19 protein-coding genes are annotated in these 21,645 nt (G+C 51.3%); 15 read left to right on the forward strand and 4 right to left on the reverse strand.

Annotated features, from left to right (window positions below; genetic code table 11):
• Positions 1–8: 8 nt before the first annotated feature.
• Positions 9–650, forward strand: coding sequence for a response regulator (locus DZK30_RS18200; RefSeq protein ID WP_118975587.1), 642 nt, complete (start codon positions 9–11; stop codon positions 648–650).
• Here the strand turns inward: DZK30_RS18200 and rimM are convergent, their stop codons facing one another.
• Positions 651–1,166 (reverse strand): ribosome maturation factor RimM, encoded by a 516-nt coding sequence (rimM, locus tag DZK30_RS18205; protein ID WP_118975588.1) that lies wholly within the window; start codon positions 1,164–1,166, stop codon positions 651–653.
• A 220-nt stretch (positions 1,167–1,386) separates the two neighbouring features.
• Between rimM and DZK30_RS18210 the strand changes: the two genes are divergently transcribed.
• From DZK30_RS18210 to DZK30_RS18220, 3 genes are all read left to right on the forward strand, one after another.
• Positions 1,387–3,615 (forward strand): penicillin-binding protein 1A, encoded by a 2,229-nt coding sequence (locus DZK30_RS18210; RefSeq protein ID WP_240432952.1) that lies wholly within the window; start codon positions 1,387–1,389, stop codon positions 3,613–3,615.
• Between the two features lie 366 nt (positions 3,616–3,981).
• The gene (locus DZK30_RS18215) at positions 3,982–5,970 is read left to right on the forward strand and encodes a tetratricopeptide repeat-containing sensor histidine kinase (RefSeq protein ID WP_162903214.1); all 1,989 of its coding nucleotides are present in this window, start codon (positions 3,982–3,984) and stop codon (positions 5,968–5,970) included.
• Between the two features lie 571 nt (positions 5,971–6,541).
• A complete protein-coding gene (locus DZK30_RS18220) occupies positions 6,542–6,985 on the forward strand; it encodes a hypothetical protein (protein ID WP_162903215.1) in 444 nt (147 codons plus the stop codon).
• Between the two features lie 80 nt (positions 6,986–7,065).
• Here DZK30_RS18220 and DZK30_RS18225 read toward each other — a convergent pair whose 3' ends face one another.
• From DZK30_RS18225 to DZK30_RS18235, 3 genes are all read right to left on the reverse strand, one after another.
• The gene (locus DZK30_RS18225; RefSeq protein ID WP_118975592.1) at positions 7,066–7,782 is read right to left on the reverse strand and encodes a LolA-like protein; all 717 of its coding nucleotides are present in this window, start codon (positions 7,780–7,782) and stop codon (positions 7,066–7,068) included.
• Positions 7,783–7,919: 137 nt separating this feature from the next.
• The gene (locus DZK30_RS18230) at positions 7,920–8,132 is read right to left on the reverse strand and encodes a hypothetical protein (RefSeq protein ID WP_118975593.1); all 213 of its coding nucleotides are present in this window, start codon (positions 8,130–8,132) and stop codon (positions 7,920–7,922) included.
• A 91-nt stretch (positions 8,133–8,223) separates the two neighbouring features.
• Positions 8,224–9,225 carry an App1 family protein gene (locus tag DZK30_RS18235; protein ID WP_118975645.1) on the reverse strand — a complete coding sequence of 334 codons (1,002 nt, stop codon included), beginning with the start codon at positions 9,223–9,225 and terminating at the stop codon, positions 8,224–8,226.
• A gap of 27 nt (positions 9,226–9,252) precedes the next feature.
• Here DZK30_RS18235 and DZK30_RS18240 point away from each other — a divergent pair, with 27 nt between their 5' ends.
• From DZK30_RS18240 to DZK30_RS18290, 11 genes are all read left to right on the forward strand, one after another.
• The gene (locus tag DZK30_RS18240) at positions 9,253–10,131 is read left to right on the forward strand and encodes a diacylglycerol/lipid kinase family protein (protein ID WP_118975594.1); all 879 of its coding nucleotides are present in this window, start codon (positions 9,253–9,255) and stop codon (positions 10,129–10,131) included.
• 198 nt (positions 10,132–10,329) lie between these two features.
• A complete protein-coding gene (locus DZK30_RS18245) occupies positions 10,330–11,472 on the forward strand; it encodes a glycosyltransferase family 87 protein (RefSeq protein ID WP_118975595.1) in 1,143 nt (380 codons plus the stop codon).
• A complete protein-coding gene (locus DZK30_RS18250; RefSeq protein WP_118975596.1) occupies positions 11,469–12,215 on the forward strand; it encodes a glycosyltransferase family 2 protein in 747 nt (248 codons plus the stop codon). Before DZK30_RS18245 ends, DZK30_RS18250 begins: the two co-directional genes overlap by 4 nt.
• Entirely contained in the window at positions 12,184–13,002 is an 819-nt protein-coding gene (locus tag DZK30_RS18255) for a polysaccharide deacetylase family protein (RefSeq protein ID WP_118975597.1), read from the forward strand. Before DZK30_RS18250 ends, DZK30_RS18255 begins: the two co-directional genes overlap by 32 nt.
• A 55-nt stretch (positions 13,003–13,057) precedes the next feature.
• A complete protein-coding gene (locus tag DZK30_RS18260) occupies positions 13,058–13,507 on the forward strand; it encodes a CAP domain-containing protein (RefSeq protein WP_118975598.1) in 450 nt (149 codons plus the stop codon).
• Between the two features lie 55 nt (positions 13,508–13,562).
• Positions 13,563–15,386, forward strand: coding sequence for a M2 family metallopeptidase (locus DZK30_RS18265; RefSeq protein WP_118975646.1), 1,824 nt, complete (start codon positions 13,563–13,565; stop codon positions 15,384–15,386).
• A gap of 317 nt (positions 15,387–15,703) precedes the next feature.
• Entirely contained in the window at positions 15,704–16,291 is a 588-nt protein-coding gene (locus DZK30_RS18270; protein WP_118975599.1) for a TetR/AcrR family transcriptional regulator, read from the forward strand.
• Positions 16,292–16,389: 98 nt separating this feature from the next.
• The gene (locus DZK30_RS18275; RefSeq protein ID WP_118975600.1) at positions 16,390–17,586 is read left to right on the forward strand and encodes a thiolase family protein; all 1,197 of its coding nucleotides are present in this window, start codon (positions 16,390–16,392) and stop codon (positions 17,584–17,586) included.
• Positions 17,587–17,591: 5 nt separating this feature from the next.
• Positions 17,592–18,773 carry an acetyl-CoA C-acyltransferase gene (locus tag DZK30_RS18280; RefSeq protein WP_118975601.1) on the forward strand — a complete coding sequence of 394 codons (1,182 nt, stop codon included), beginning with the start codon at positions 17,592–17,594 and terminating at the stop codon, positions 18,771–18,773.
• 524 nt (positions 18,774–19,297) lie between these two features.
• Entirely contained in the window at positions 19,298–20,050 is a 753-nt protein-coding gene (locus DZK30_RS18285) for an SDR family oxidoreductase (protein WP_118975602.1), read from the forward strand.
• A 39-nt stretch (positions 20,051–20,089) separates the two neighbouring features.
• Positions 20,090–21,628, forward strand: a complete 1,539-nt coding sequence (locus DZK30_RS18290) for a DHA2 family efflux MFS transporter permease subunit (protein ID WP_118975603.1) — start codon at positions 20,090–20,092, stop codon at positions 21,626–21,628.
• Positions 21,629–21,645 lie beyond the last annotated feature (17 nt).

Below are 21,645 nucleotides of genomic sequence, written 5' to 3' on the forward strand. Positions count from 1 at the left end.
AAAGAACCATGAACAGCAGCAAGAAACTGAATATCGCGATCATCGAAGATGTGGAAGACATCAGGCTTAACCTGAAAGAATACCTGGAAGGAATGGAGGATGTGGAAGCCGTGCTGGCAGTAGATAGCATGGAAGCCTTCTTTGCCCAGGGCAATATCAAGCAGCCACCCGATGTGGTATTAAACGATATAGGCCTGCCGGGCATGAACGGCATCGAAGGCATCAAAATGATACGCACCCTGTTTCCCGACACCGATATCATTATGCTTACGGTATTCAGCGACAGCGACAAGATATTCCAGTCGATATGTGCCGGCGCCACCGGCTATGCGCTCAAAGGCACGCCCATGCCCGAGATTTATAAAGCCATACTGGAAATCAAAGCAGGAGGCAGCTACATGTCGCCGTCTATCGCGCGCAAGGTGATGAACTACTTTATTCCCGAGAAGAAATATAAGACCGAAGGATTGACCCCTAAGGAAAAGCAGATCGTGGAAGCCCTCACCGAGGGGCTCAGCTATAAGCTGATTGCCGATAAGCTAAGCATGTCGATGGATACCGTCCGGTTCCATATCAAGAATATCTATCGTAAGCTGCATGTGAATAGCAAAGCCGAGGTCATCAGCAAGGCATACAGGGGGGAAATATAGCTACAGGTATACTTCCAGCAGGCCGTCGGGCAGGTCAACCTGCACGAGCTTACGGGCAACATCGATGCCTACTATCGTGGCATCGACCAGCGGTATCATTACTTCCCGCCCCTTATATTGTACCGTAGCCAGTACCTGTCCGGGCGTTTCAAACAGGTCGTCGATAATGCCCAGCTCCCCCACTTTGCGATCTGCGATGCGAAAGCCGATCATATTGGCAGATACTGCCTTGGGCTTTAATTTATTGAAAACACTGTCCTCCAGGTATACCTGCTTCCCGCTCAATGAACGGGCCAGCTCGACAGAGTCCACTTCATCCAGCTTCAGCAATACTTCATCGGGACCCGTCACTTTACGTTCCTCAATAAAATACGGAATGTAGCTTTCCCGGCGCAGCTCGATAAAAATATGTGGCAGCTTATTCCATATCTGCTTGTCGTCGAGCTGGTGGTGCAGCACTACCCTGCCGTCAAGGCCATGGGTACCTGTTATTTTTCCTATGGAACTGTAACTCATGAAGTCCGGTATTGTTTTCCACCGGCAAAGATACTCCGCGTTATTTGTTAAAACTTCAGCCCGGCTTTGTGCAGAAAGCCATTTTCCTTGTCATAATGGCTAAAAATTCCTTTTTTTACACCTGGAAAGCAGGCCTTTGCTGCAACGGCCGGTTTCTTTCCCGTTATTATTTATTATGTCGAGGTCTGTTAAAATTATCTGGCGAATCTTCTTTGCAGGATTGGCCGCATTCATTCTCCTGATCACCGCTATAAGCCTGGGCTGGCTGGGATATATGCCTTCCATGAAGGAGTTGGAAAATCCCGAAAGCGCGGTTGCTTCCGAAGTATATGCTGCCGATGGCAGCCTTCTGGGAAAATATTACATCAAGAACCGTTCCAACTCCAAGTATTCCGAGATATCGCCCAATGTATTCAACGCCCTCATTGCCACGGAAGATGAGCGCTTTGCCGATCACTCCGGCATCGACGGCGTAGCAGTAATGCGCGCCGTGGTATTTATGGGCAGCAAAGGTGGCGGCAGCACGATCACACAGCAGCTGGCGCTCAACTTGTTCAACGACAACCGGGCATCCAATAAGCTGGTACGCGTGGTGCAAAAGCTGAAAGAATGGGTGGTGGCGGTAAAGCTGGAAAAAAACCTGACCAAGAATGAGATCATCACTTTGTACCTGAATACGGTGCCCTTCGGCGACAATACTTATGGTATTAAGAATGCGGCGCTTACCTTCTTCAGCAAAACGCCGGACAAGCTCAGCATCGAAGAAGCGGCCGTACTGATAGGTATGCTCAAAGGCAACACCATTTACAATCCCCGCCGGAACCCAGAAAAGGCACTGGCCCGCAGGAATACGGTGATCGATCAGATGGAAAAATATGGTTACGTCAACTCCGCAACAGCGTCGGAAGCCAAGCAAACACCGCTGAAGCTTACTTACCAGCGCCTCGACAACCATGAAGGCCCGGCGCCTTACTTCCGCCAGGTAGTAGAACAGGAAGTAAAAAAATGGTGTAAGGTACATAAAAAGGATAATGGCGATAACTATGATGTGTATAAAGACGGGCTTCGTATTTATACTTCGATCGACCCGCGCATGCAACGCTACGCCGAAGAAGCCGTGGCCCAGCACATGAAAGATCTTCAAAGCGCCTTTGCCGCCCAACCGCAGATCAAGAACGGCACCATATGGCAAAAGGGCAAACCAAAAGAAGCCTTGAAGAGTCTGGTGCAGCGCTCCGACCGCTACCTGGCGCTCAAAGAAGATGGCATGAGCGAATCGGATATTATGAAAGAGTTCAATAAGCCGGTACACATGCGGGTGTTCACCTGGGAAACCAAGGATCACATGAAGGATACCACCCTTTCGCCCCTGGACTCGATCAAATATATGAGAGCCTTTCTTTCGGCCGGCTTTATGGCCATGGATCCCTATACCGGCGAAGTAAAGGCCTGGGTAGGCGGTATAGACCACGAGTATTTTCAGTACGACCACGTGAATATTGGCACCAAACGACAGGTAGGCTCTACGATCAAGCCGCTGCTCTATACCCTTGCCGTCGACAATGGCTACTCTCCCTGCAGCTCCGTAAGCACAGCGCCGCAGGTATTTGCCGGCCAGTCGAAACCCTATAATGCCGGTGGCGCCAAGTATGGCAATATGTCGATGAAATCGGCCTTGGCGCTTTCAGTCAACAACGCCTCATTGTACCTGCTCAACCAGGTAACCATCAACTCATTTATCGATTTTGCGCACAAATGCGGCATCAGCAGCAATATCGAACAGGTACCTTCCATTGCCCTGGGTGTTTCGGACATATCGCTGTACGAAATGCTGTGGTCCTATACCATGTTCCCCAACCGCGGTATCAATACCCAACCCATTTTTATTACCAAAATAGAGGATAAGAACGGTAACCCCCTGGAAAGCTTTATCCCGGTGCAAAGAGAGATCATTAATGCACAGACCGCTTACAAAATGGTGCTGATGATGAAAGGCGTTACCGAGATCGGTACAGCTAAAAGGCTTCGCTACCGCTACGGCCTCAGCGGCGAGATGGCTGGAAAGACTGGTACGACCAATAACCAGGCCGATGCCTGGTTTATCGGCTATACCCCGCAGTTGCTGGCCGGCGCCTGGGTAGGCTGCGACGACCGCTTCCTGCGTTTTAGCAGTACGGGGCAAGGCCAAGGCGCTGCCGCCGCGCTACCGATATGGGCCTACTTTTTCAAAAAGGTACTTGCCGATAATAAAACCGGCATCAACAGCAAAGAGAAGTTTGTGGAACCCGCCGACTTCAATAATTGCGGCGACCTGGGCGCAACGGGAGGACAGTATTACGACGGCGGACAGACAGGCGGCGTTGATAGCGCCGGTAACCCGATCAACCCTGGCGTCAACGATACATCGGAGCCGGTAGAGGAAATACCGGCCACCGAATGGGATAAATAAGCTTTATATCCTTACCGATAGCAGAGCGCTGTTGCCTTGTGGCAGCAGCGCTCTTTTTCTACAGCTGCATACCCGTAACGATCATTGGCCCTGATACAGGAAAGGCCCAAAAAGAAACGAGCCTTGATATACATTCCGATGCACATTAAGCACCCACAAAATCGCTGAAAATGTTATTCAGGGCCCGGTACAACAAATAATCTGTACCTTGCAACAACATAACGTATATAACAAATACGATGCCGCCACCGCCCGATTCTCCCGGTATTCCTGCCTGCCTGCATAACCGGTGCGTGATGGACGGCAATGATATGCGAATACAAACGGCCATGCGTTCCGGCGCCATTTAAACCTTCATTTGATATCATGTCTGCCAGATCAATTATCCTCGCGCTGCTGCTATGGAGCTACACGACTGCTCAGGCGCAGTACTACCTGTATGCGCCACATTACGCCGACAGCATGCAGCAATTGCTGGACCAGCCTGCCAGCGATAGCTTCAAGGCACGTATCGCGCTTCAGCTGGCCACCTTCTGGATACCCAAGGATACCTTAAAGACCAAAGCCTATATCGCGCAGGGGCGGAAACTGGGCATCGCCAGCCCTTTCCTGACCCAGGTAGCCAATGCAACGGAAGCCTATTACTTGTTTGCGACCGGCGCATCGGAACAAAGCGAGGCCTTATACGAAAAAGTAGAGAAAGGACTGGCCGGGTCGCCGTTTAAGGAAGCGTTCAGTGTTCGTTCCTTTGCCTGGAGCTGCAGGGCAGTGTTACGGCAAAAGGCCGACGATGACGAAGGCTATGTAAGACTAATGCTTACCAAAGCAATTCCACTGGCCGAGCAGGCCGGCGATTCGGCGTCGCTTGCCACCCACTATGTGGGCGTTGGCGTAGCCTTTATGAACCTTGACCAGAACGAAAAGGCAGAGACTTATTTTGACAAAGCCATACCCATGCTGCTCCGCCTGGGAGCGGAAAGCCGTTTGATCGCAGCCTATAAGCGCGTCGGCGAAAACTATGTGCTGCTCAAAAAATGGGATAAGGTAAAGGAAACGCTGAGTGCGATCAAAGCCATTCTGTTTAAATATCCTGATTCAGATCACTATTCGGGCTATTACATGCTGGAAGGGCTTTATCTTAAAGGGCAACAGCAGTATAAAGAGGCAATACGCAGCTTTGACAAGGCTATCGCGAAAGCCAGCGGACCGCAGAAGACCTATTTCATCGACGAGCTGAATTTTTATAAGCTCGATTGCCTGATGGAAACCCGGAATTATGGCAGGGCCCTGACCGTGTTGACAGCGCTTTCCTCCGATACGCGGAATATGGAGCTGGATCAGAACAGGTTGGAGGTCTATCAAAAATTTGCATTGATCTACGCCGGCCTCAAAGACTATGCTGCAGCCTACCACTACCAGATGCTGTATGGCGGCTTGAACGACAGCCTGAATGCCAGTAAATTCAAAGACAATATCAACCTAATAGAAGCCCGCTATAATGCCGCCAGATCGGAAAAACAGGTGGCCACTTTGAAAGCAGCCAACGCACAAGCCGCACTGAACGCCAGTAAGAATCGTCTGTTTAACATTGTTCTGGCCAGCGCCTGTCTCCTCCTGCTGGCGTTCGCCACCTTTTACTATTTCTACTATAAAAGCAACAAGAAACTGCTTGAGCAAGAGGCCGTCAACCATCATCAGCAATTAAAGGAAATGGCGCAGCAGCAGCAGCTTACGGTTACCTTATCGATGCTGGAAGGTGAAGAGCGCGAGCGCGAGCGGCTTGCAAGAGATTTGCATGATGGCGTAGGCGGCCTGCTTTCCGGGGTAAAGATCAATTTCTCTTCCTGGGCAAATAATAACCTGCCGCCAGCGACGAAAGAACCGTTCAACAGGATCATGGGGCAGCTGGACCACTCTGTAGTAGAACTTCGCAGGGTTGCCCGCAACCTGATGCCGCAGTCGCTGCTTGAGTTCGGGCTGGTTACCGGGCTCAAAGATCTTTGCAATTTTTACGCTAAGGACGGACTAGAGATCGATTTCCAGGCCTTGGATATTGATCCGGGTATCGATAGGTTGAAGCAGCTGCACATCTATCGTATCATCCAGGAATTGTTGTCCAATATCGTTAAGCATGCGCGGGCCAGCCATATTCTGCTTCAATGCAGTCAAAACGGGGAGCGGTTCCTGATCACCGTAGAGGACAACGGGATCGGCTTCGACCCGGAGCATCAGCCGGGCAAAGGCGCCGGGATAAAAAATATCCGGAACAGGGTAGATTACCTTGAAGGAAGGCTGGACATCCGGTCTGGCCCCGGCGACGGCACTACTGTAGACATTGAGCTGAAGGTAGCATGATGCATTGGTATCAGGTATCAGGTATCAGGTATCAGGTATCAGGTATCAGGTATCAGGTATCAGGTATCAGGTATCAGGTATCAGGTATCAGGTATCAGGTATCAGGTATCAGGTATCAGGTATCAGGTATTTGAACTTTGATTTTTGATTTTTGATTTTTGATTTTTGATTTTTTTTGCCAACTGCCCATTGCCAACTATTTACTTGCATACTGAAACTTGGTGGTTGAAAAGAATTTCCCCCATTGATTGTCGACTGCAGAGAGCAGGATTTCCTCCCTTCGAGAGCTGAATTCAAAAAATAACATCTCTTTTAGAGTGCAATAGCAGGACGAGCTCCGGGCAAAAACCTGGCTATCTAGGTTTCTCACGGCAAACAGTAATTACAAAAATTTACAATACAGCTAATAGAATATAATTCTATTTACTAACTCATAATTACCATACATACGATCTGGCAGGAGGACAGTATATACTCTTTTAAATTGCGTAACTTTAGTCGAAGGAATTCGTGCATCATGCCCCCGGGGCAAGAAGTCACGCAATCTTAAACCAAACCAACCTTTACCGTATTGAAGAGGACCAAACTTCAGGCTGTCTGCTTGCTGGCAGCAACAATATTTTTCTCTTTAAAAGCCCATAGCCAGACGACTCAGACCGGCATGCCGCTTCCCGGCAACAATGAGATCATCCTGGAACAATTCGAATGGCATAACATTCCGGGTAAGGACACGCCGAAAGTAGCCGTGCGCTTTACTTTGCGCAACCTTTCCGGCGACAAACCGATCCGGTCTGCCCGCTTTACTCTCATAGCCAAAGACAAGAACGGGGTTATGCTCATGGAAGGTGGCTCGGCGCTGCACCAGTTGTCCGGCCAGGAAACGATAACGCCCGGCACTTCAGGCACTTTCTCTTTCCCAGCCGCCTATACGATCCGCGGCGTAGATCAGGTCGTTCTGAAAGAAGTATATGTCACATTTTCCAATGGCTCGCTTTCTATATTGAAAGAGCTATGACCTCTTCCCACCTACATCCGGAGCCAACAAAGGCTGCCTATGGGGCAGCCTTTGTTGGGGAAAAACAGGGTGAACACGACTTATTGTGGCACCTTAAAATAGCTTTCGTCTTTAATGGTGTTCACTTCTACCTTGCTCAAGGTAAGCGAGCCCGACATACCGGCTTCTTCTTTCATCGGCACCACGATACCTTCCGGTAATTTGGTATGATTGCTGAAGTTTGAAACGACTTCCATAGTCTGGCCCATCGCATCTGCCTTTTCCACAGAACGCACGAGGTACCACGTAGCAGCATCGATAAAGTAAATATGCTCGCCCTTTTCGGCATCGGTCACTTTCAGCTTAAATGCCGGCTTACCGTCGATATCTTCTTTGCCGGCAAGCTCAATAGCGTATTTTTTTGCATCAGCCTCCATCAGCTTGTCCTGGAAATCAAGATGCTCAGCAGCTTCCTTTATCTGCTCCTGGGGCATTTGCTGTGGTTTCGTCTGTCCTTGTATAGGCATAAACGACCATCCTCCCGTAGGAGTAATGATGAAATAATTACTCACCCCTCCGATAACAAGGTCTTGCTTCAAGCCTTTACCTTTTAATACGGCAATGACCATATCGATCTCGGAGCCGTTCATATTGGCCTTACCCTCTTTTTTCATAGAGGTGATCTTGGACCAGTTGGCAGTTCCGCCTATGGCGTCATTATGTTTTTTTACGATCTCCTTGGCGTCCTGTGCGGTCGCCGTGGCAGCGGTAGCCAAAGAAAACAGGCCGGCCAGCAGGACTTTGGTTGTTTTTTTCATAGCATTTTATAAGTAGGGTGCTAATGTACAGGTTTCCCGGCGGAAATGGCCGCCCTGTCTGTTAATAATTACGAATACGTTGCGCTCCTGTAAAGGGATATCTTAAATGGCCGGCTTCACCCCAAGGAGAGTGCCCCCTACTCAATATAGCATTGGTAAGTTGTCCCCAGGGTAGATTGCTTTTGATTACAGTCGTCTTCGGCGCTATTCTTGGTTTTGGCCCTTACAGAATACCGGTATGTTTCTACCCCGTTCAATTTGCATACACAGTCGTAGTCTTTGTTGCAGGAAGTAAACAGGAAGCCGCCTATAGCCGTCACAGCCAGTGTTATGAGCATTTTCTTTTTCATACCGTGTTGTTTTTGGGTCAGCTATACCAACAGGAGCACATCTGCTTTTGTTCCGTCCAAACCCATAAAGTAATGCTAAGGCCTTTCCAAATTATCCCTTATCCTGCGGCAGGAGGCCAATAGCCCTGCCATGCTCGATGGCCTCCGAACTATGCTCAAAGAAGCAGGAATGGACATTTGCAGGTAAGCCCGAAAGTAAGGTCTCTGTCGCCACGGCCCGCGAAGCACGCACGTTGCGGATATAAATGGCATAGATCTGCCCGGGATGCTTTTCCGCTATTGCCCGGTACAACTGAGGATCCTGCTGCGAGTTATCGCCCAGCAATACGAATTGCTGGCGCGGAAAGGCCTGCAGCACACGTGATATGCGGATAAGCTTGCCCGAATGTCCGGTCTTGCCGCTCCGGAGCAATTCAAACCATCGCTTTACCTGGTTGAGCAGAAAAATGCCGGGCGGCAGGTTATTGTAGCTGAAGACACGGTCCAGATAATCATACAGGTTCCATTCGCTGCTCGACACGTAAAACATAGGATTGGGCGCCGCAGCATGGGTATGCGCCAGCGAAAGCAGTTTATAGTGATTGGCCGTTTCGAGGAAAATGCGCCGCCGCTCCGGGTTACGCGCCAACAGCTCGTATAGCCGCCGGAATACCGTCGCGGAATAAGACTTCATGATCGTGTCGTCGATGTCGGAAATAAAGGCGAACTGGGTTACATGCGGTACCCAAAGCTTCCCTTCGGCAGGCGCCGGGTTGTCGTTGCCTAGGCCTACCGTAAAAGGATGCCAGCCTGCGGCCAGCGTGTGTGCCGAAGCCCATTCAAAACGGAAAAAGCCATCATACTCGCTATGCCCCTCCAGCACCTGATCGTAAAATTGTAACCGTAGCGGGACATAAGGCGCCGGTTTGAGCACAAATAACCGTACCAGCTGCACCAGGTTGAGCAAAAAGCTGTTCCTGAAGCGCCGGAACCTGTAGGGCTTTCTATGGAAAACATGACCATACACCACCAGGCTGCCTGTATGTCCGAAACCCTGGTAAACTTTTATAAAGGCTTTTCGTTGTATGGAAGGTCCTGCCTCGCGTCGCAGCATAAATTCAACCGGTACCCGGCTCATCTGATGAACAGCATAACACCCGAATTAAAGCTATTGTTTGTGATCAATCCCGGTTCGGGTAATCATGCCGTCGATTTCGAAGCCCTCATTACCGAATTTTTCAACGCTTATCCTGCCATCCGCACCGAGCAGCACCTGCTCGGTGACCATACCGATTGCCATGTATTGAAACAAACCCTGCTGGCTGCCCGGCCCGACCGCATCGTCGCTGTGGGCGGCGACGGCACCATCAAGCTACTGGCCGAAATACTTACCGGGACCGATATTCCGCTGGGCATTGTGCCCGCAGGCTCGGCCAATGGCATGGCCAAAGAGCTGCGCATCCCCCTGGATGCACACGCCGCCCTCAAAGTGGTCCTGGAAGGCAGCCCGCACAGGATACACCTGGTACGCATCAACGGCGAGCTATGCATCCACCTCAGCGATATCGGCTTCAATGCCTATGTAGTCAAAACCTTCGATGCTCAGGGCCACAGGGGCATGCTGGGCTATATCAAAGCGGCCTGGAAGGTGCTGTGGCGGCACTCCCGCATGAAGGCAGTATTCAGCATCAACAACCGTACCGTAGAGCGTAAAGCCGTAATGATCGTGGTCGCCAACGCAACCAGCTATGGCACCGGTATCCGTATCAACCCCGAAGGCCGTCTCGACGACGACCTCTTCGAAGTAGTGATCGTACGCAAAATATCCCTGCTTGAAATATTCAAGATGGCCTTTACCCGCCGGCCTTTCAATCCGCGTAAAACGGAGCTTTTCCAAACCCGTTCGCTGCTGATCCGCTCCAGACACAAAGCACATTTCCAGGTCGACGGCGAATACCGAGGAAAAGTCAATGAGCTGCGGGCCGAGCTATTGCCGGCCGCCCTTTCCATCATCTACTAAAACAACTGTAGCTACAACAGTTAGGTCGAAAATATTCTATGCCCCCCTCACGTGGAATGTCTAAGGCTGTTTATCTTTGCACTCTGGCCACATCTGCCGGCAATAATATTGCCCGTTGATCGTTTTGGTCAGATAATCCCTTGCTTCCCTGAACCAGAAGCCCGTGGAGGACTTGTTCCAATTTGCATTGAACCGCATATGAACCCTGTAAGTAAATTTAAGTCCCTGTTGCAGGACAACAGGACCGTTATATTCCTATACCTGGCTATCACCATAGTCTCTTGCGTGCAATTGATACTGATCGACAAGAATAACAACTTCTATATCTTCCGGTCGTCCAGCTATCACTTGCTCCACGGCCTGCCATTGTACAAGGCTTATCCTAAAGAGTATTTTGACTTTTTTTACTACAATCCCGTATTTCCGGTATTGTTCCTGCCTTTTGCCTTGCTGCCGCTGTACACCGGGCTGGTCGTATGGCTCATCGCTATCTCCCTTTGCTGCTATTTCGTCTTTAAAAAAATACCGCTCGCCAGCCATAAGGTAAATGCCTTCATGCTGATGCTGCTTTTTGACCTCCACAATAACCTTGATCATACCCAGACCAATCCCTTCGTGCTTTCCTTCATGCTGCTCGTGTGGATATTGATGGAAAAAGAAAAACTTTTCTGGGCATCGTTCTTTATTGTCCTCTGCTTTTTGATCAAAGGATATGGGGGTATTATCTGTCTTCTTTGTCTATACTACCGCAACTGGTACAAAATGATATTTTATGGTCTTTTCTGGCTTATCGCCTTCCATATCCTGTTGCTGCTTTTTGTAACGCCTCATACGGCCCTGCAATATTACAGCGACTGGCTGCAGGTCATTTCCAGCGACGGCATTAAAGAAAGCTATTCGATCTACGGTGTGCTGAATAATCTCAACGAAATACTACCTGAGAAATTTATACTGGCCGGCGCCCTGCTCCTGCTGGCGGCCTTTATGGCCATGCAATTCTTCATCAGGCAAAGAGAGAAAAGCCATATTGTGGCCTTTCTGCTCATCTGGGTCATCGTATTCAACCGGGCATCCGAGTCAGCAACCTATATCATAGATATTGCCGGCTGCGCTATCTGGTACCTTAGCCGGCCCGCCAATAGGTTTTCGACTGCATTGTTCTGGATTACCCTGTTGGTAGCCACACTCATACCTACCGATATATCCGCGGCATTCGACGATTTCCGTTACCACTATTATCTTAAATGCGTGCTTAGCTTGTTCATCCTGGCCGATATCTTTATCTATACGGCAGGCTCGTTGCGGCGGCAAAACATCACCGTTAAACCAGCGAGCTTATGATATTGGACCTTGTCATTCCTTTCTACAATCCGAAACAGGGCTGGGAGCAGAAGCTGGCGCGCAGGTTCACCACACTGACCGACGAGCACTTTGGCGGCGATAAGCATCTCATCAACGTGATCATTGTTAACGACGGATCCCGCGACCGCTTCGGCGAAACGGAAATCGCCTATCTGCGCCAGCACATACCACACCTCAAGGTTGTCTCTTATGTCGAAAACAAAGGCAAGGGACATGCGCTGCGTTGCGGCGTGGCTGAAGCCCTGACCAGCTACTGCATTTACTCCGACAATGATTTTCCCTTCGGCCTGGGTGTTATCAGGGAAATGTACAACACGCTGCAGCAGGGCGCCGATATCGTAACCGGCCGCCGCACCAGGGGCAATTATTTCAGCCACCTTCCTTTCAAACGCAAAGTGATCTCCAAAGGGCTCGCCTTTGTTAACCGCTTTATACTACGCCTACCCGTAAGCGATACCCAGGCCGGCATCAAAGGCTTCAACCGGCTGGGCCGCAAGCTATTCCTGCAAACTACAACGGAACGGTTCCTTTTCGATATGGAATTTATACTGCTGGCCGGACGCGTTACTGGCATCCGCATACAGGAGATCGACGTAAATGTGGTGGCAGGTACCGAAATGACCGATTTCAGCCGCAAAGTCATGCAGCAGGAGTTCCGAAACCTTATCCGTATTCTCTTAAAAAAGAAAAATGGGAAACAATCCCGGAAAGATATTATTTAGCATCGACCTCGAAGAATTCGATATTCCCGGAGAATACGGGCTCGACCTGCCCCTGCAAACCAAGCTTGAGGTGAGCCTCCGTGGCATGCAGGCGTTGGAAGCGCTTATGGACCGGTACCAGGTGCGCGGCACACTGTTCACTACGGCATTCTGGGCGCAGCATTATCCCGATTATGTGCGCCGGCTTTCGGAACGGCACGAGATTGCCTCGCATACTTTTTACCACAACCGGTTTGAAGCAGCCGATCTGGCCAGGTCGCGGGAAGTCCTTACCGCCATCACCGGCAAAGAAGTTACCGGCCTGCGCATGCCCCTGATGCAGGAGATCGATACTACTGCCGTAGCTGCTGCCGGCTATACCTACGACTCGTCCCTGCACCCCACCTGGCTGCCCGGCCGCTACAATCACCTTAAGGCCAGCCGCACGCTCTATGCCCGGGAAGACCTGTGGATATTACCGGCCAGCGTAACGCCCCTGCTCCGCCTTCCGGTGTTCTGGCTTATGCTTAAAAATATGCCCATCAGCCTGTATAAACTTCTGTGCCGGCGCATCCTTATCAAAGACGGCTATATTGTGCTGTATGTGCATCCCTGGGAATTTACCGACCTTAGCACCTATCCGCTTCCAAGTCTTATCAAAAGGAAAGATGGCGGTAAGCTGCTCAGTAAGCTGGAGGCCTTATTTGCCTACTTCAGCAAAGTAGGCTGTACTTTCGAAACCCATGCCTCTTTCATCAAAAGCAGGACCGGCGTACCGCAGGCAATCCCCTCAGAAAGCCATTATTGATGCCCTGCCTTAAACCTAAGGCCTTTTGTCTTGTTTAATAAAGAAAAAGAACGCTATGCAAACAATATTGCGCTCCTTCGTCCTGCTTATATGCCTGAGCCTGTTAACAGTCTCCGATACCTTTGCCGGCTCGCTCATCGACGATATCCTGCGCTATACCAACGAATACCGTCAATCGAAAGGCAAACCGCCCCTCGAGCTGGATAACGAAGCAAGCGACCAGGCCGAGGCCCATAGCCGGGATATGGCAAAAGGCCGAAACGGATTTGGTCACGAAGGATTTAACGATCGCGTGAAAGCCGTATCGAACAGTGTGGGCAAGGTATCGGCAGCTGCTGAAAATGTAGCTTACGGCGATATGAATGCCCGCCAGGTCGTCGATGGTTGGATCAAAAGCAAGGGGCATCGAAAAAATATGCTGGGCGATTACAACCTGATCGGTATCGGTGTCGCCAAAGGTCGCGATGGCGCGCTGTATTTTACCCAGCTTTTCATCAGGCATTAACAAGCCGCATTTGATTATATTTGAAGCACGGATTGCAACCCATCCGTTTCTTCCGATGAAAAGAACATTCCTCTATCTCAGCGCCTGCGCTACACTACTGGCTGCCGCATGTGGCGGCGGCAACAGTAACGGCGGTGGCAATAATGCGCAAAAAGAAGCACAAGCCTTTATTGACAGCTATACCCAAAAGTATGTCGATTTGTATACCCGTGCTTCAGAAGCCCACTGGAAAGCCAATATCGAGATCAAAGCCGGCGACAGCACCAATTCAATAGCCGAACAAAAGGCCGATGAAGCCACCGCCGAATTCACGGGCAGTACCGCCAACATTGAGCAGGCAAAAAAATTCCTCGCCCTTAAAAACGAACTGACACCGATACAGGTGAAGCAGTTGGAACATATCCTGTACTTTGCCGCCAACAACCCGCAGACCATAGCCGATGTAGTGAAGCAGCGGATCAAAGCCGAAAGCGAGCAAACGCAGAAGCTGTATGGTTTCCAGTACTTGCTCGGTGGTAAAAAAGTGTCGACCAACCAGATCGACGATATCCTCAAGTCGGAAACGGATCTCAGCAAACGCCTGGCGGCATGGAACGCCAGCAAGGAAGTAGGCAAAACGCTGAAAAGCGGGCTGGTCAACCTGCGCGACCTGCGCAATAAGACAGTTCAGGCCCTGGGCTATAAGGATTTCTTTGCTTACCAGGTATCGGATTATGGTATGAGCGCCGATGAGATGACGCAGACCATGGACAAGCTGATGGCCGACCTGTGGCCGTTGTACCGTGAGCTGCACACCTATATGCGTTACGAGCTGGCGAAAAAATACAATGTCAAAGAAATACCCGACTATATCCCTGCACATTGGCTTAGCAACCGCTGGGGACAAGACTGGAGCGCGATCGTAAATGTAAAAGGCCTCAATCTCGATAGCGTATTGGGCAAGAAGACGCCGGAATGGATCGTGAAAGAAGGTGAAAAGCTCTATGTAAGCCTGGGCTTCCCCTCCCTGCCACAATCCTTCTGGGACAAGTCCAGCCTGTATCCCTACCCTGCCGACTCGGCCGTCAAGAAAAACAATCATGCCTCGGCCTGGCATATGAACCTGGACAAGGACGTACGCAGCCTGATGAGCGTGGAGCCCAATGCCGAATGGTTTGAGACCGCTAACCATGAGCTGGGCCATATCTACTACTACTTGTCGTACAGCAATCCCAAGGTACCGATGTTACTGCGTGAAGGTGCCAACAGGGCTTATCACGAAGCTGTGGGCAGTATGATGGGACTGGCTGCGATGCAAAAACCCTACCTCGTTGGCCGTGGCCTCATCGATGCCGGAGTACAGACCGACAGCGTGCAATCGTTGCTGAAAGAAGCCATGAACACGGTAGTGTTTATTTTCTTCTGCTCGGGTACCATGAGTAATTTTGAGAAAGAAATGTACAGCAACAACCTGCCACAGGATCAGTTTAACCAGCGCTGGTGGGCGCTGGCTAAAAAATACCAGGGTATCGTACCACCTGCCGAACGCGGCGAGGAATACTGCGATGCCGCTACCAAGACCCATATCAACGACGATCCGGCACAGTACTACGACTATGCCTTATCGTATGTTATCCTGTACCAGTTACACAATCATATTGCGAAAAACATCCTGAAACAGGACCCCAGGGCCACCAATTATTATGGCAATAAGGAAATCGGTAGCTTCCTGAAAACCATACTGGAAAACGGTTCTGCCAAAGACTGGCGCGAGGTGCTGAAAGCATCGACCGGCGACGATCTGAACGGCAAAGCGATGCTGGATTATTTTCAACCACTGGTATCCTGGCTGAAACAGCAAAATGCCGGCCGCAAATACAGCTTGCCGGAACAACTCTGACCTTTAACAAGGAAATTTTCCCGCAGCGCCGCTGTGGCGCTGCGGGAAAAAACTTTGTTCCTCCTCGCCTTTGTGGCCATTAATAACCATCTTCCGCAGCGCCACAAGAAAAACAGTAGCATACCAATTGCCATGCACAGACCGCTATCGTGTTCCGACCAGCAGCTTGCAACTGAGAGGAAACTAAGCGCCGCTTCTCTGCGGCGCTGCGGGAAAATTAGCCTCCTTAGTGAGAAAAACTATAGCAGTATGTAAAGAATATTTTGCGAATAATACCGATTGGTATAATTTTGTCCTGTCAATCAGCAATTGCCGCCATGACCAAAGCAGAAAAAACGAAACAGTATATCATTGCACAAACAGCGACCCTTTTCAATAAAAAGGGATATGCCGGTACTTCACTGCAGGATATCACTACTGCTACCGGCCTCACCAAAGGCAGTATTTACGGTAACTTCGGCGGTAAGGACGAAGTGGCCCTGGCCGTATTTGATTACAACATTAGTAAGGTAAAAGGTATCCTCCGCTCGGAAGTGGCGAAGCACCACACGATTAAAGGGAAACTGATGGCTTATGTAGATGTTTATACCCATTTTCCAAAATTCGCTTTTCCCGATGGTGGTTGCCCCATGCTCAATACAGCGGTAGAAGCCGACGATACCCATCCGCAGCTGAAACAGAAAGCGAGGGATGCTATTTTGCGCTGGAAGAAAAGTATCGAGACATTGATTGAAAAGGGGATGAAGAACGGCGAGATCGTCAAACCGGTAGATCCGGAGCAAATGGCGCTTACCATCATGGCCACCATCGAGGGCATGATCATGATCGCCGGCCTGACAGGTAAACCGCAATACCGGAAAACGATTATGCTGTCCGTGTCGAAAATGATAGAAGATCTTTTTTGATAAATGTCTGTCCACAGGCTATTTGAAAAGACAATAGATGAGCCACTATAACCGGCTTTTTTCAAGTAAAATAATATACCGATCGGTATAAAAACAAAATGAAAGCAGCATACATTACCGATTATCAACGTAGCCCGGTGGGCAAATACGGCGGCAAGCTGAGTGCTATCCGCCCCGATGACCTCGCGGCCTATACCATACAAGCCCTGTTGACGCGTAATCCCGGCCTCGATCCTGCTGCCATAGATGAAGTGATCCTGGGCTGCGCCAACCAGTCGGGAGAGGACAACCGTAATGTCGCCCGCTTTGCAGCGCTACGCGCAGGCCTTCCGGTCACCGTGCCAGCTTATACTGTCAACCGCCTCTGCGCTTCCGGCATGCAATCCGCGGTAAACGCCTTTATGCAGATCGGCGCGGGACTGGCCGATGTGGTGGTCGCAGGCGGCGTGGAAAGCATGAGCCGCGCCCCTTTCGTGATCTCCAAAGCAGGAAAGCCTTTTGACCGGGGCCAGGAAATGGCCGATACCACCCTTGGCGCACGCTTTTACAACCCGGAGATCGCAAAAACCTATACACCCCTCAGTATGGGTGAAACAGCAGAACAGGTAGCCGACCGCTGGCAGATCGAAAGGGAAGCACAGGACCGCTATGCCCTGCAATCGCATCAGCGTTACCTGGCAGCCCATAGGGAAGGAAAATTTGCAGCTGAACTGATGACTGTCCCTGGGATACCGGAGCTACCAGGTGCACCGGACGATGAGGCCGTACGTACTGATACCTCACTGGAAAAGCTGGCTGCGCTACGCACAGCATTCCGCCCTAAGGGTACGGTGACCGCAGGCAATGCCGGCGGGATCAATGATGGCGCCAGCGCTATGCTCATCGCCTCGGAAGATGCCGTGGCACGCTATGCCCTTCGGCCCTTAGTCCGTATTGTCTCGGCCAGCGCCGCAGGCGTACACCCCGATATTATGGGTACAGGCCCTATACCGGCCATCAGGAAGCTGCTGGCACAAACCGGCCTGACCGTTGACGATATCGATCTCTTCGAGATCAACGAGGCCTTTGCAGCGCAGGTACTATGCTGTGCGCAGGAGTTGGGCATTGCCATGGAAAAGCTGAACGTCAACGGCGGCGCCATCGCCATAGGACATCCGCTCGGGTGCTCGGGCAATCGCATTACCGGACACCTGGCATTGGAACTGCAACGCAGAAAAGCCCGTTACGGCATCGCCGCCATGTGCGTAGGCGTAGGTCAGGGCGCTGCGGTACTTATTGAAAACACATTCCTCTGATCTATATGAAAGAAGTATTCATCGTTTCCGCCAAACGTACGCCCATCGGGAGCCTCATGGGCAGCCTCTCCTCTTTTAAAGCGACCCAGCTGGGCGCCATCGCCATTGAAGCCGCTTACAATGCCGCCGGCATCGATCCCGCTCAGATCGACGAAAGCTATATGGGCAATGTGCTCTCCGCTGGCCTGGGACAGGCGCCTGCTCGCCAGGCTGCGATCTTTGCCGGCATACCGGCGGCCAAAGACGCTACCACGATCAACAAAGTATGTTCCTCCGGCCTCAAAGCAACCATGATCGCTGCCCAGCAGATACAGCTGGGTCTGTCGGAACTGGTGATCAGCGGCGGCATGGAAAGCATGAGCAATACACCGCATTATGTACCCTTGCGTAAGGGCCAGAAATACGGCGACGCCACACTTACCGACGGCATGATCAAAGACGGGCTCTGGGATGCCTACCACGACTATCATATGGGCAACGCCGCCGAGCTGGCCGTACGTCATTTCAAGCTCAGCCGGGCAGCCCAGGACGAATATGCGCTGGCCTCGTATGAGAAGGCGGCCAAGGCAACCCGCGACGGCAGGTTTACCCGGGAGATGATACCGGTGACCTATCATGGGAAGCACGGCGATATCCTTATCGACAAGGATGAGGACATTGATAAAGTGATCCCCGAAAAGGTGCCGAAGCTGACGCCTTCATTCGAGACCGGTGGTACCATCACCGCGGCCAATGCCAGTAATCTTAATGATGGCGCAGCCGCCTTATTGCTGGCTTCGGCTGAAGCATTGCAAACACATGGTCTGAAGCCGCTGGCCCGCATCCTCTCCTTTGCCGACGCCGCCCGGGAGCCCGAATGGTTCACCACCGCGCCTTCCCTGGCAATCCCCAAAGCTCTGGCCCGCGCCGGGATACAATTGAGTGATGTCGACTTCATGGAGCTCAACGAGGCTTATGCCGCCGTGATCCTTGCCAATCAGCAGCTATTGGGCCTGAACCTCGACAAGGTAAATGTGTATGGCGGGGCCGTAGCATTGGGTCACCCTATCGGCGCTTCGGGCGCCCGTATCCTGACCACACTGACCTCTGTTCTGCAGCAGGAAGGCGGACGTTATGGCGTTGCAGCCATCTGTAACGGCGGTGGTGGCGCCTCCGCTATGGTGATCGAAAACCTGCAGGATCGCTAAATAAACTTTTTCCGCATCGGCACAGCGTCGGTTATTGTGACTTTCGAAGAAGCATATATTTCGATGAATAAGCAGCACAGACAAGGCGGATAGAGATGTTACGGTGGCGCCCGCAGGCCTGCCAATGATAACTATTCAAGAGGCAGAAATTTTTTGCAGAAATTTTTGCCAGGCTTCGACTCCGCTCAGCCTGACAAAAATTCTGATCGCAAATCAGAGAAGCGATACCGCAGTGTAAATGCGTTATAACCATGGTCACCCTGAGCGCTTAGAAGGGTAAAGGGCCGGCTTAACATTAGTCTGTCAGCATATCATTTTCTAATGATGGCATGAAAAGCATCAGTCCTCGGCATGACAATGGGATATATACGGTTTAGCGCAGGCGAAGTGAAGGATTTCAAAAAACCAAGAGATCGGAAAGCCTTAATTACGGCATATTCATAATAAGATAGCGGCAAGCCGTCAGCTATCTACCCGACAACAATTATTATCTATTATTTTTCATCAATTAAAATCAAAATAAAATGAAAACAAGCGGCAATACCGTATTGATTACCGGCGGCAGCGCAGGCATAGGCCTGGAAATCGCCCGCGCCCTTATTGCGCAAGGAAATGAAGTGATCATCACCGGCAGGAGCGAAGAACGCCTGCAGCAGGCAGCAGCCCAGCTGGGCGAGGTAACCACAATCGTCAACGATATCGCTAAAGAAGAAGCGGTACAGACATTGGCACAACGGATGGAAAAGGATTTCCCGGCATTGAATATCGTCATCAACAATGCCGGCCACGCCTACGCTTACCAGCTGAACGACAAGGCAGGCGCGGCTACGAAAGCCAGGGCAGAGATGCAGACCAATTATTTTTCCGTACTGGACCTGAACGAGCAGCTGCTACCCTTGCTGTCCCGTCAGCCGGAAGCGGCCATTGTCAATGTTTCTTCCATCGTGGCTTTTGTTCCGGGAAGCAATATCCCCACTTATTCCGACACCAAAGCAGCCTTGCATTCTTATAGCCAGGCATTGCGCTTTACCCTGGCCAAAACCACCGGGATTAAAGTATTTGACCTGATGCCACCGTTGGTCAATACCGAATTTTCGAAGGAGATCGGCGGCGAGCATGGCATACCGCCGCAGGATGTGGCCACAGCTTTTGTAGAGGCACTGGCCAACGATGCGTATGAGATCCGTGTGGGTGGCACAGAGCAGCTGTACCAGCTTTTTCATTCCGATCCCCAGGCAGCTTTCGCGGCGATGAATGCCGATCGGATACCTGCCTGATCTTTTTATTACCAAAAAATATACCGATCGGTATAATTAATGAGAAAGAGAATCTTGTTGATCACTGTGATCATGGCGGCCATGATGGAGCTCATCGACACGTCGATCGTCAATGTAGCGCTGTCGCATATGAGCGGCAATCTCGGCGCCACGCTGGAAGACACTTCGTGGGTCATTACCTCTTATGCGATCGCCAATGTGATCATTATTCCCATCACCAGTTTCCTGGCAGCCAAGTTGGGCCGTCGTAATTATTATATTGGCTCGATCCTGGCCTTTACACTGTTCTCCTTCCTGTGCGGACAGGCCACCAGCATATGGATGCTGGTGGCCTGCCGCTTCCTTCAGGGACTGGGCGGCGGCGCGCTGCTGTCGGTATCACAGGCCATCGTATTTGAGCTATTTCCAAGGGAAAAGCAGAACGTGGCCAGCGCGCTGTTCGGTATCGGCGTATTTGTGGGGCCCACCATTGGTCCTACCTTGGGCGGTTATATTACCGAGTATTATTCCTGGCCCTGGATCTTTTACATTAATGTACCGCTCGGCCTGCTGGTCGCCGGCTCCTGTTTTATTTTGCTCCACGAGCCCTTACTAAAGCAAAAGGCCGGCAAAGTAGACTGGACCGGCATTTTACTGCTGGCCACGGGTGTGAGCGCATTACAGACCGTACTGGAACGTGGGGAAACGGAGGACTGGTTTGAAACCCCATATATTATCTGGCTCAGCGTCATCGCCGCCATCAGCCTGATCTTATTCATCTGGTGGGAGCTTCGTACCGAAAAGCCCGTGGTCAACCTGCGCGTGCTGAAGAGCAGGAACCTGGCTATTGCCGCCATACTGACTTTTATCTCCGGTGTAGGCATGTTTAGCTCGGTATTTCTTACGCCGGTGTTTGCGCAAAGGCTATTGGGTTTTACGCCTACCCAGACCGGCCTGCTGTTGTTGCCCGGCGCCTGTATTGCCATAGGCGGATTGATTGTGTCGGCGCGGCTGTTGCAACGGGGCGTGCCGCCCGCTTATATGATCGCCACAGGGATCTGCCTGTTCGGATTGTTCAGCTGGCAGATGTCGCGCATGAACGGCGATGCCGGCGCGCAGTTGATCAGCACGGCGCTGGTATGGCGCGGCCTGGGCCTGGCCATCGTTACCGTACCGCTAACTACGCTGGCGGTATCGACATTGCCCGCCACCGATATGCCGCAGGGTGCAGCGCTCAACAACATGATGCGACAGCTGGGTGGCTCCTTCGGCCTGGCCCTGGTCAATACCTACCTGGCCAATCGCAATGCCGTCCACCGCTCCGACCTCGTATCTCATCTCAATGCGGAGAATCCCCTGGTTACCGAACGACTACAACGGATGACAGGGTATTTCGCAGCAAAGGGTGCTGCCTGGAATGAAGCAAGGCAGGAGGCGCTTAAGGTCCTGGATTCCGGTATTGTGCGGCAATCGAGCCTGCTCAGCTTCAGCGATGCTTACCTCGTTATCGGCGGTGTATTCCTGATTGCCTTACCTTTATTGCTGCTTGCTGCAAAAAGGAAGCGCGCCCGGCCTGCGGTGGTCCTGTCGGATCACTAAAGAACGGCGCAATATTT

The organism is Taibaiella koreensis (assembly GCF_003545715.1).
Lineage (GTDB): Bacteria > Bacteroidota > Bacteroidia > Chitinophagales > Chitinophagaceae > Taibaiella > Taibaiella koreensis.

Excerpts from the sequence above, each read along its gene's own strand:
- DZK30_RS18200 (WP_118975587.1), top strand. The coding sequence starts at position 9 with ATGAACAGCAGCAAGAAACTGAATATCGCGATCATCGAAGATGTGGAA.
- rimM (WP_118975588.1), bottom strand. The coding sequence starts at position 1,166 with ATGAGTTACAGTTCCATAGGAAAAATAACAGGTACCCATGGCCTTGAC.
- DZK30_RS18215 (WP_162903214.1), top strand. The coding sequence starts at position 3,982 with ATGTCTGCCAGATCAATTATCCTCGCGCTGCTGCTATGGAGCTACACG.
- DZK30_RS18225 (WP_118975592.1), bottom strand. The coding sequence starts at position 7,782 with ATGAAAAAAACAACCAAAGTCCTGCTGGCCGGCCTGTTTTCTTTGGCT.
- DZK30_RS18230 (WP_118975593.1), bottom strand. The coding sequence starts at position 8,132 with ATGAAAAAGAAAATGCTCATAACACTGGCTGTGACGGCTATAGGCGGC.
- DZK30_RS18235 (WP_118975645.1), bottom strand. The coding sequence starts at position 9,225 with ATGCTGCGACGCGAGGCAGGACCTTCCATACAACGAAAAGCCTTTATA.
- DZK30_RS18240 (WP_118975594.1), top strand. The coding sequence starts at position 9,253 with ATGAACAGCATAACACCCGAATTAAAGCTATTGTTTGTGATCAATCCC.
- DZK30_RS18245 (WP_118975595.1), top strand. The coding sequence starts at position 10,330 with ATGAACCCTGTAAGTAAATTTAAGTCCCTGTTGCAGGACAACAGGACC.
- DZK30_RS18250 (WP_118975596.1), top strand. The coding sequence starts at position 11,469 with ATGATATTGGACCTTGTCATTCCTTTCTACAATCCGAAACAGGGCTGG.
- DZK30_RS18255 (WP_118975597.1), top strand. The coding sequence starts at position 12,184 with ATGGGAAACAATCCCGGAAAGATATTATTTAGCATCGACCTCGAAGAA.
- DZK30_RS18260 (WP_118975598.1), top strand. The coding sequence starts at position 13,058 with ATGCAAACAATATTGCGCTCCTTCGTCCTGCTTATATGCCTGAGCCTG.
- DZK30_RS18265 (WP_118975646.1), top strand. The coding sequence starts at position 13,563 with ATGAAAAGAACATTCCTCTATCTCAGCGCCTGCGCTACACTACTGGCT.
- DZK30_RS18270 (WP_118975599.1), top strand. The coding sequence starts at position 15,704 with ATGACCAAAGCAGAAAAAACGAAACAGTATATCATTGCACAAACAGCG.
- DZK30_RS18275 (WP_118975600.1), top strand. The coding sequence starts at position 16,390 with ATGAAAGCAGCATACATTACCGATTATCAACGTAGCCCGGTGGGCAAA.
- DZK30_RS18280 (WP_118975601.1), top strand. The coding sequence starts at position 17,592 with ATGAAAGAAGTATTCATCGTTTCCGCCAAACGTACGCCCATCGGGAGC.
- DZK30_RS18285 (WP_118975602.1), top strand. The coding sequence starts at position 19,298 with ATGAAAACAAGCGGCAATACCGTATTGATTACCGGCGGCAGCGCAGGC.
- DZK30_RS18290 (WP_118975603.1), top strand. The coding sequence starts at position 20,090 with ATGAGAAAGAGAATCTTGTTGATCACTGTGATCATGGCGGCCATGATG.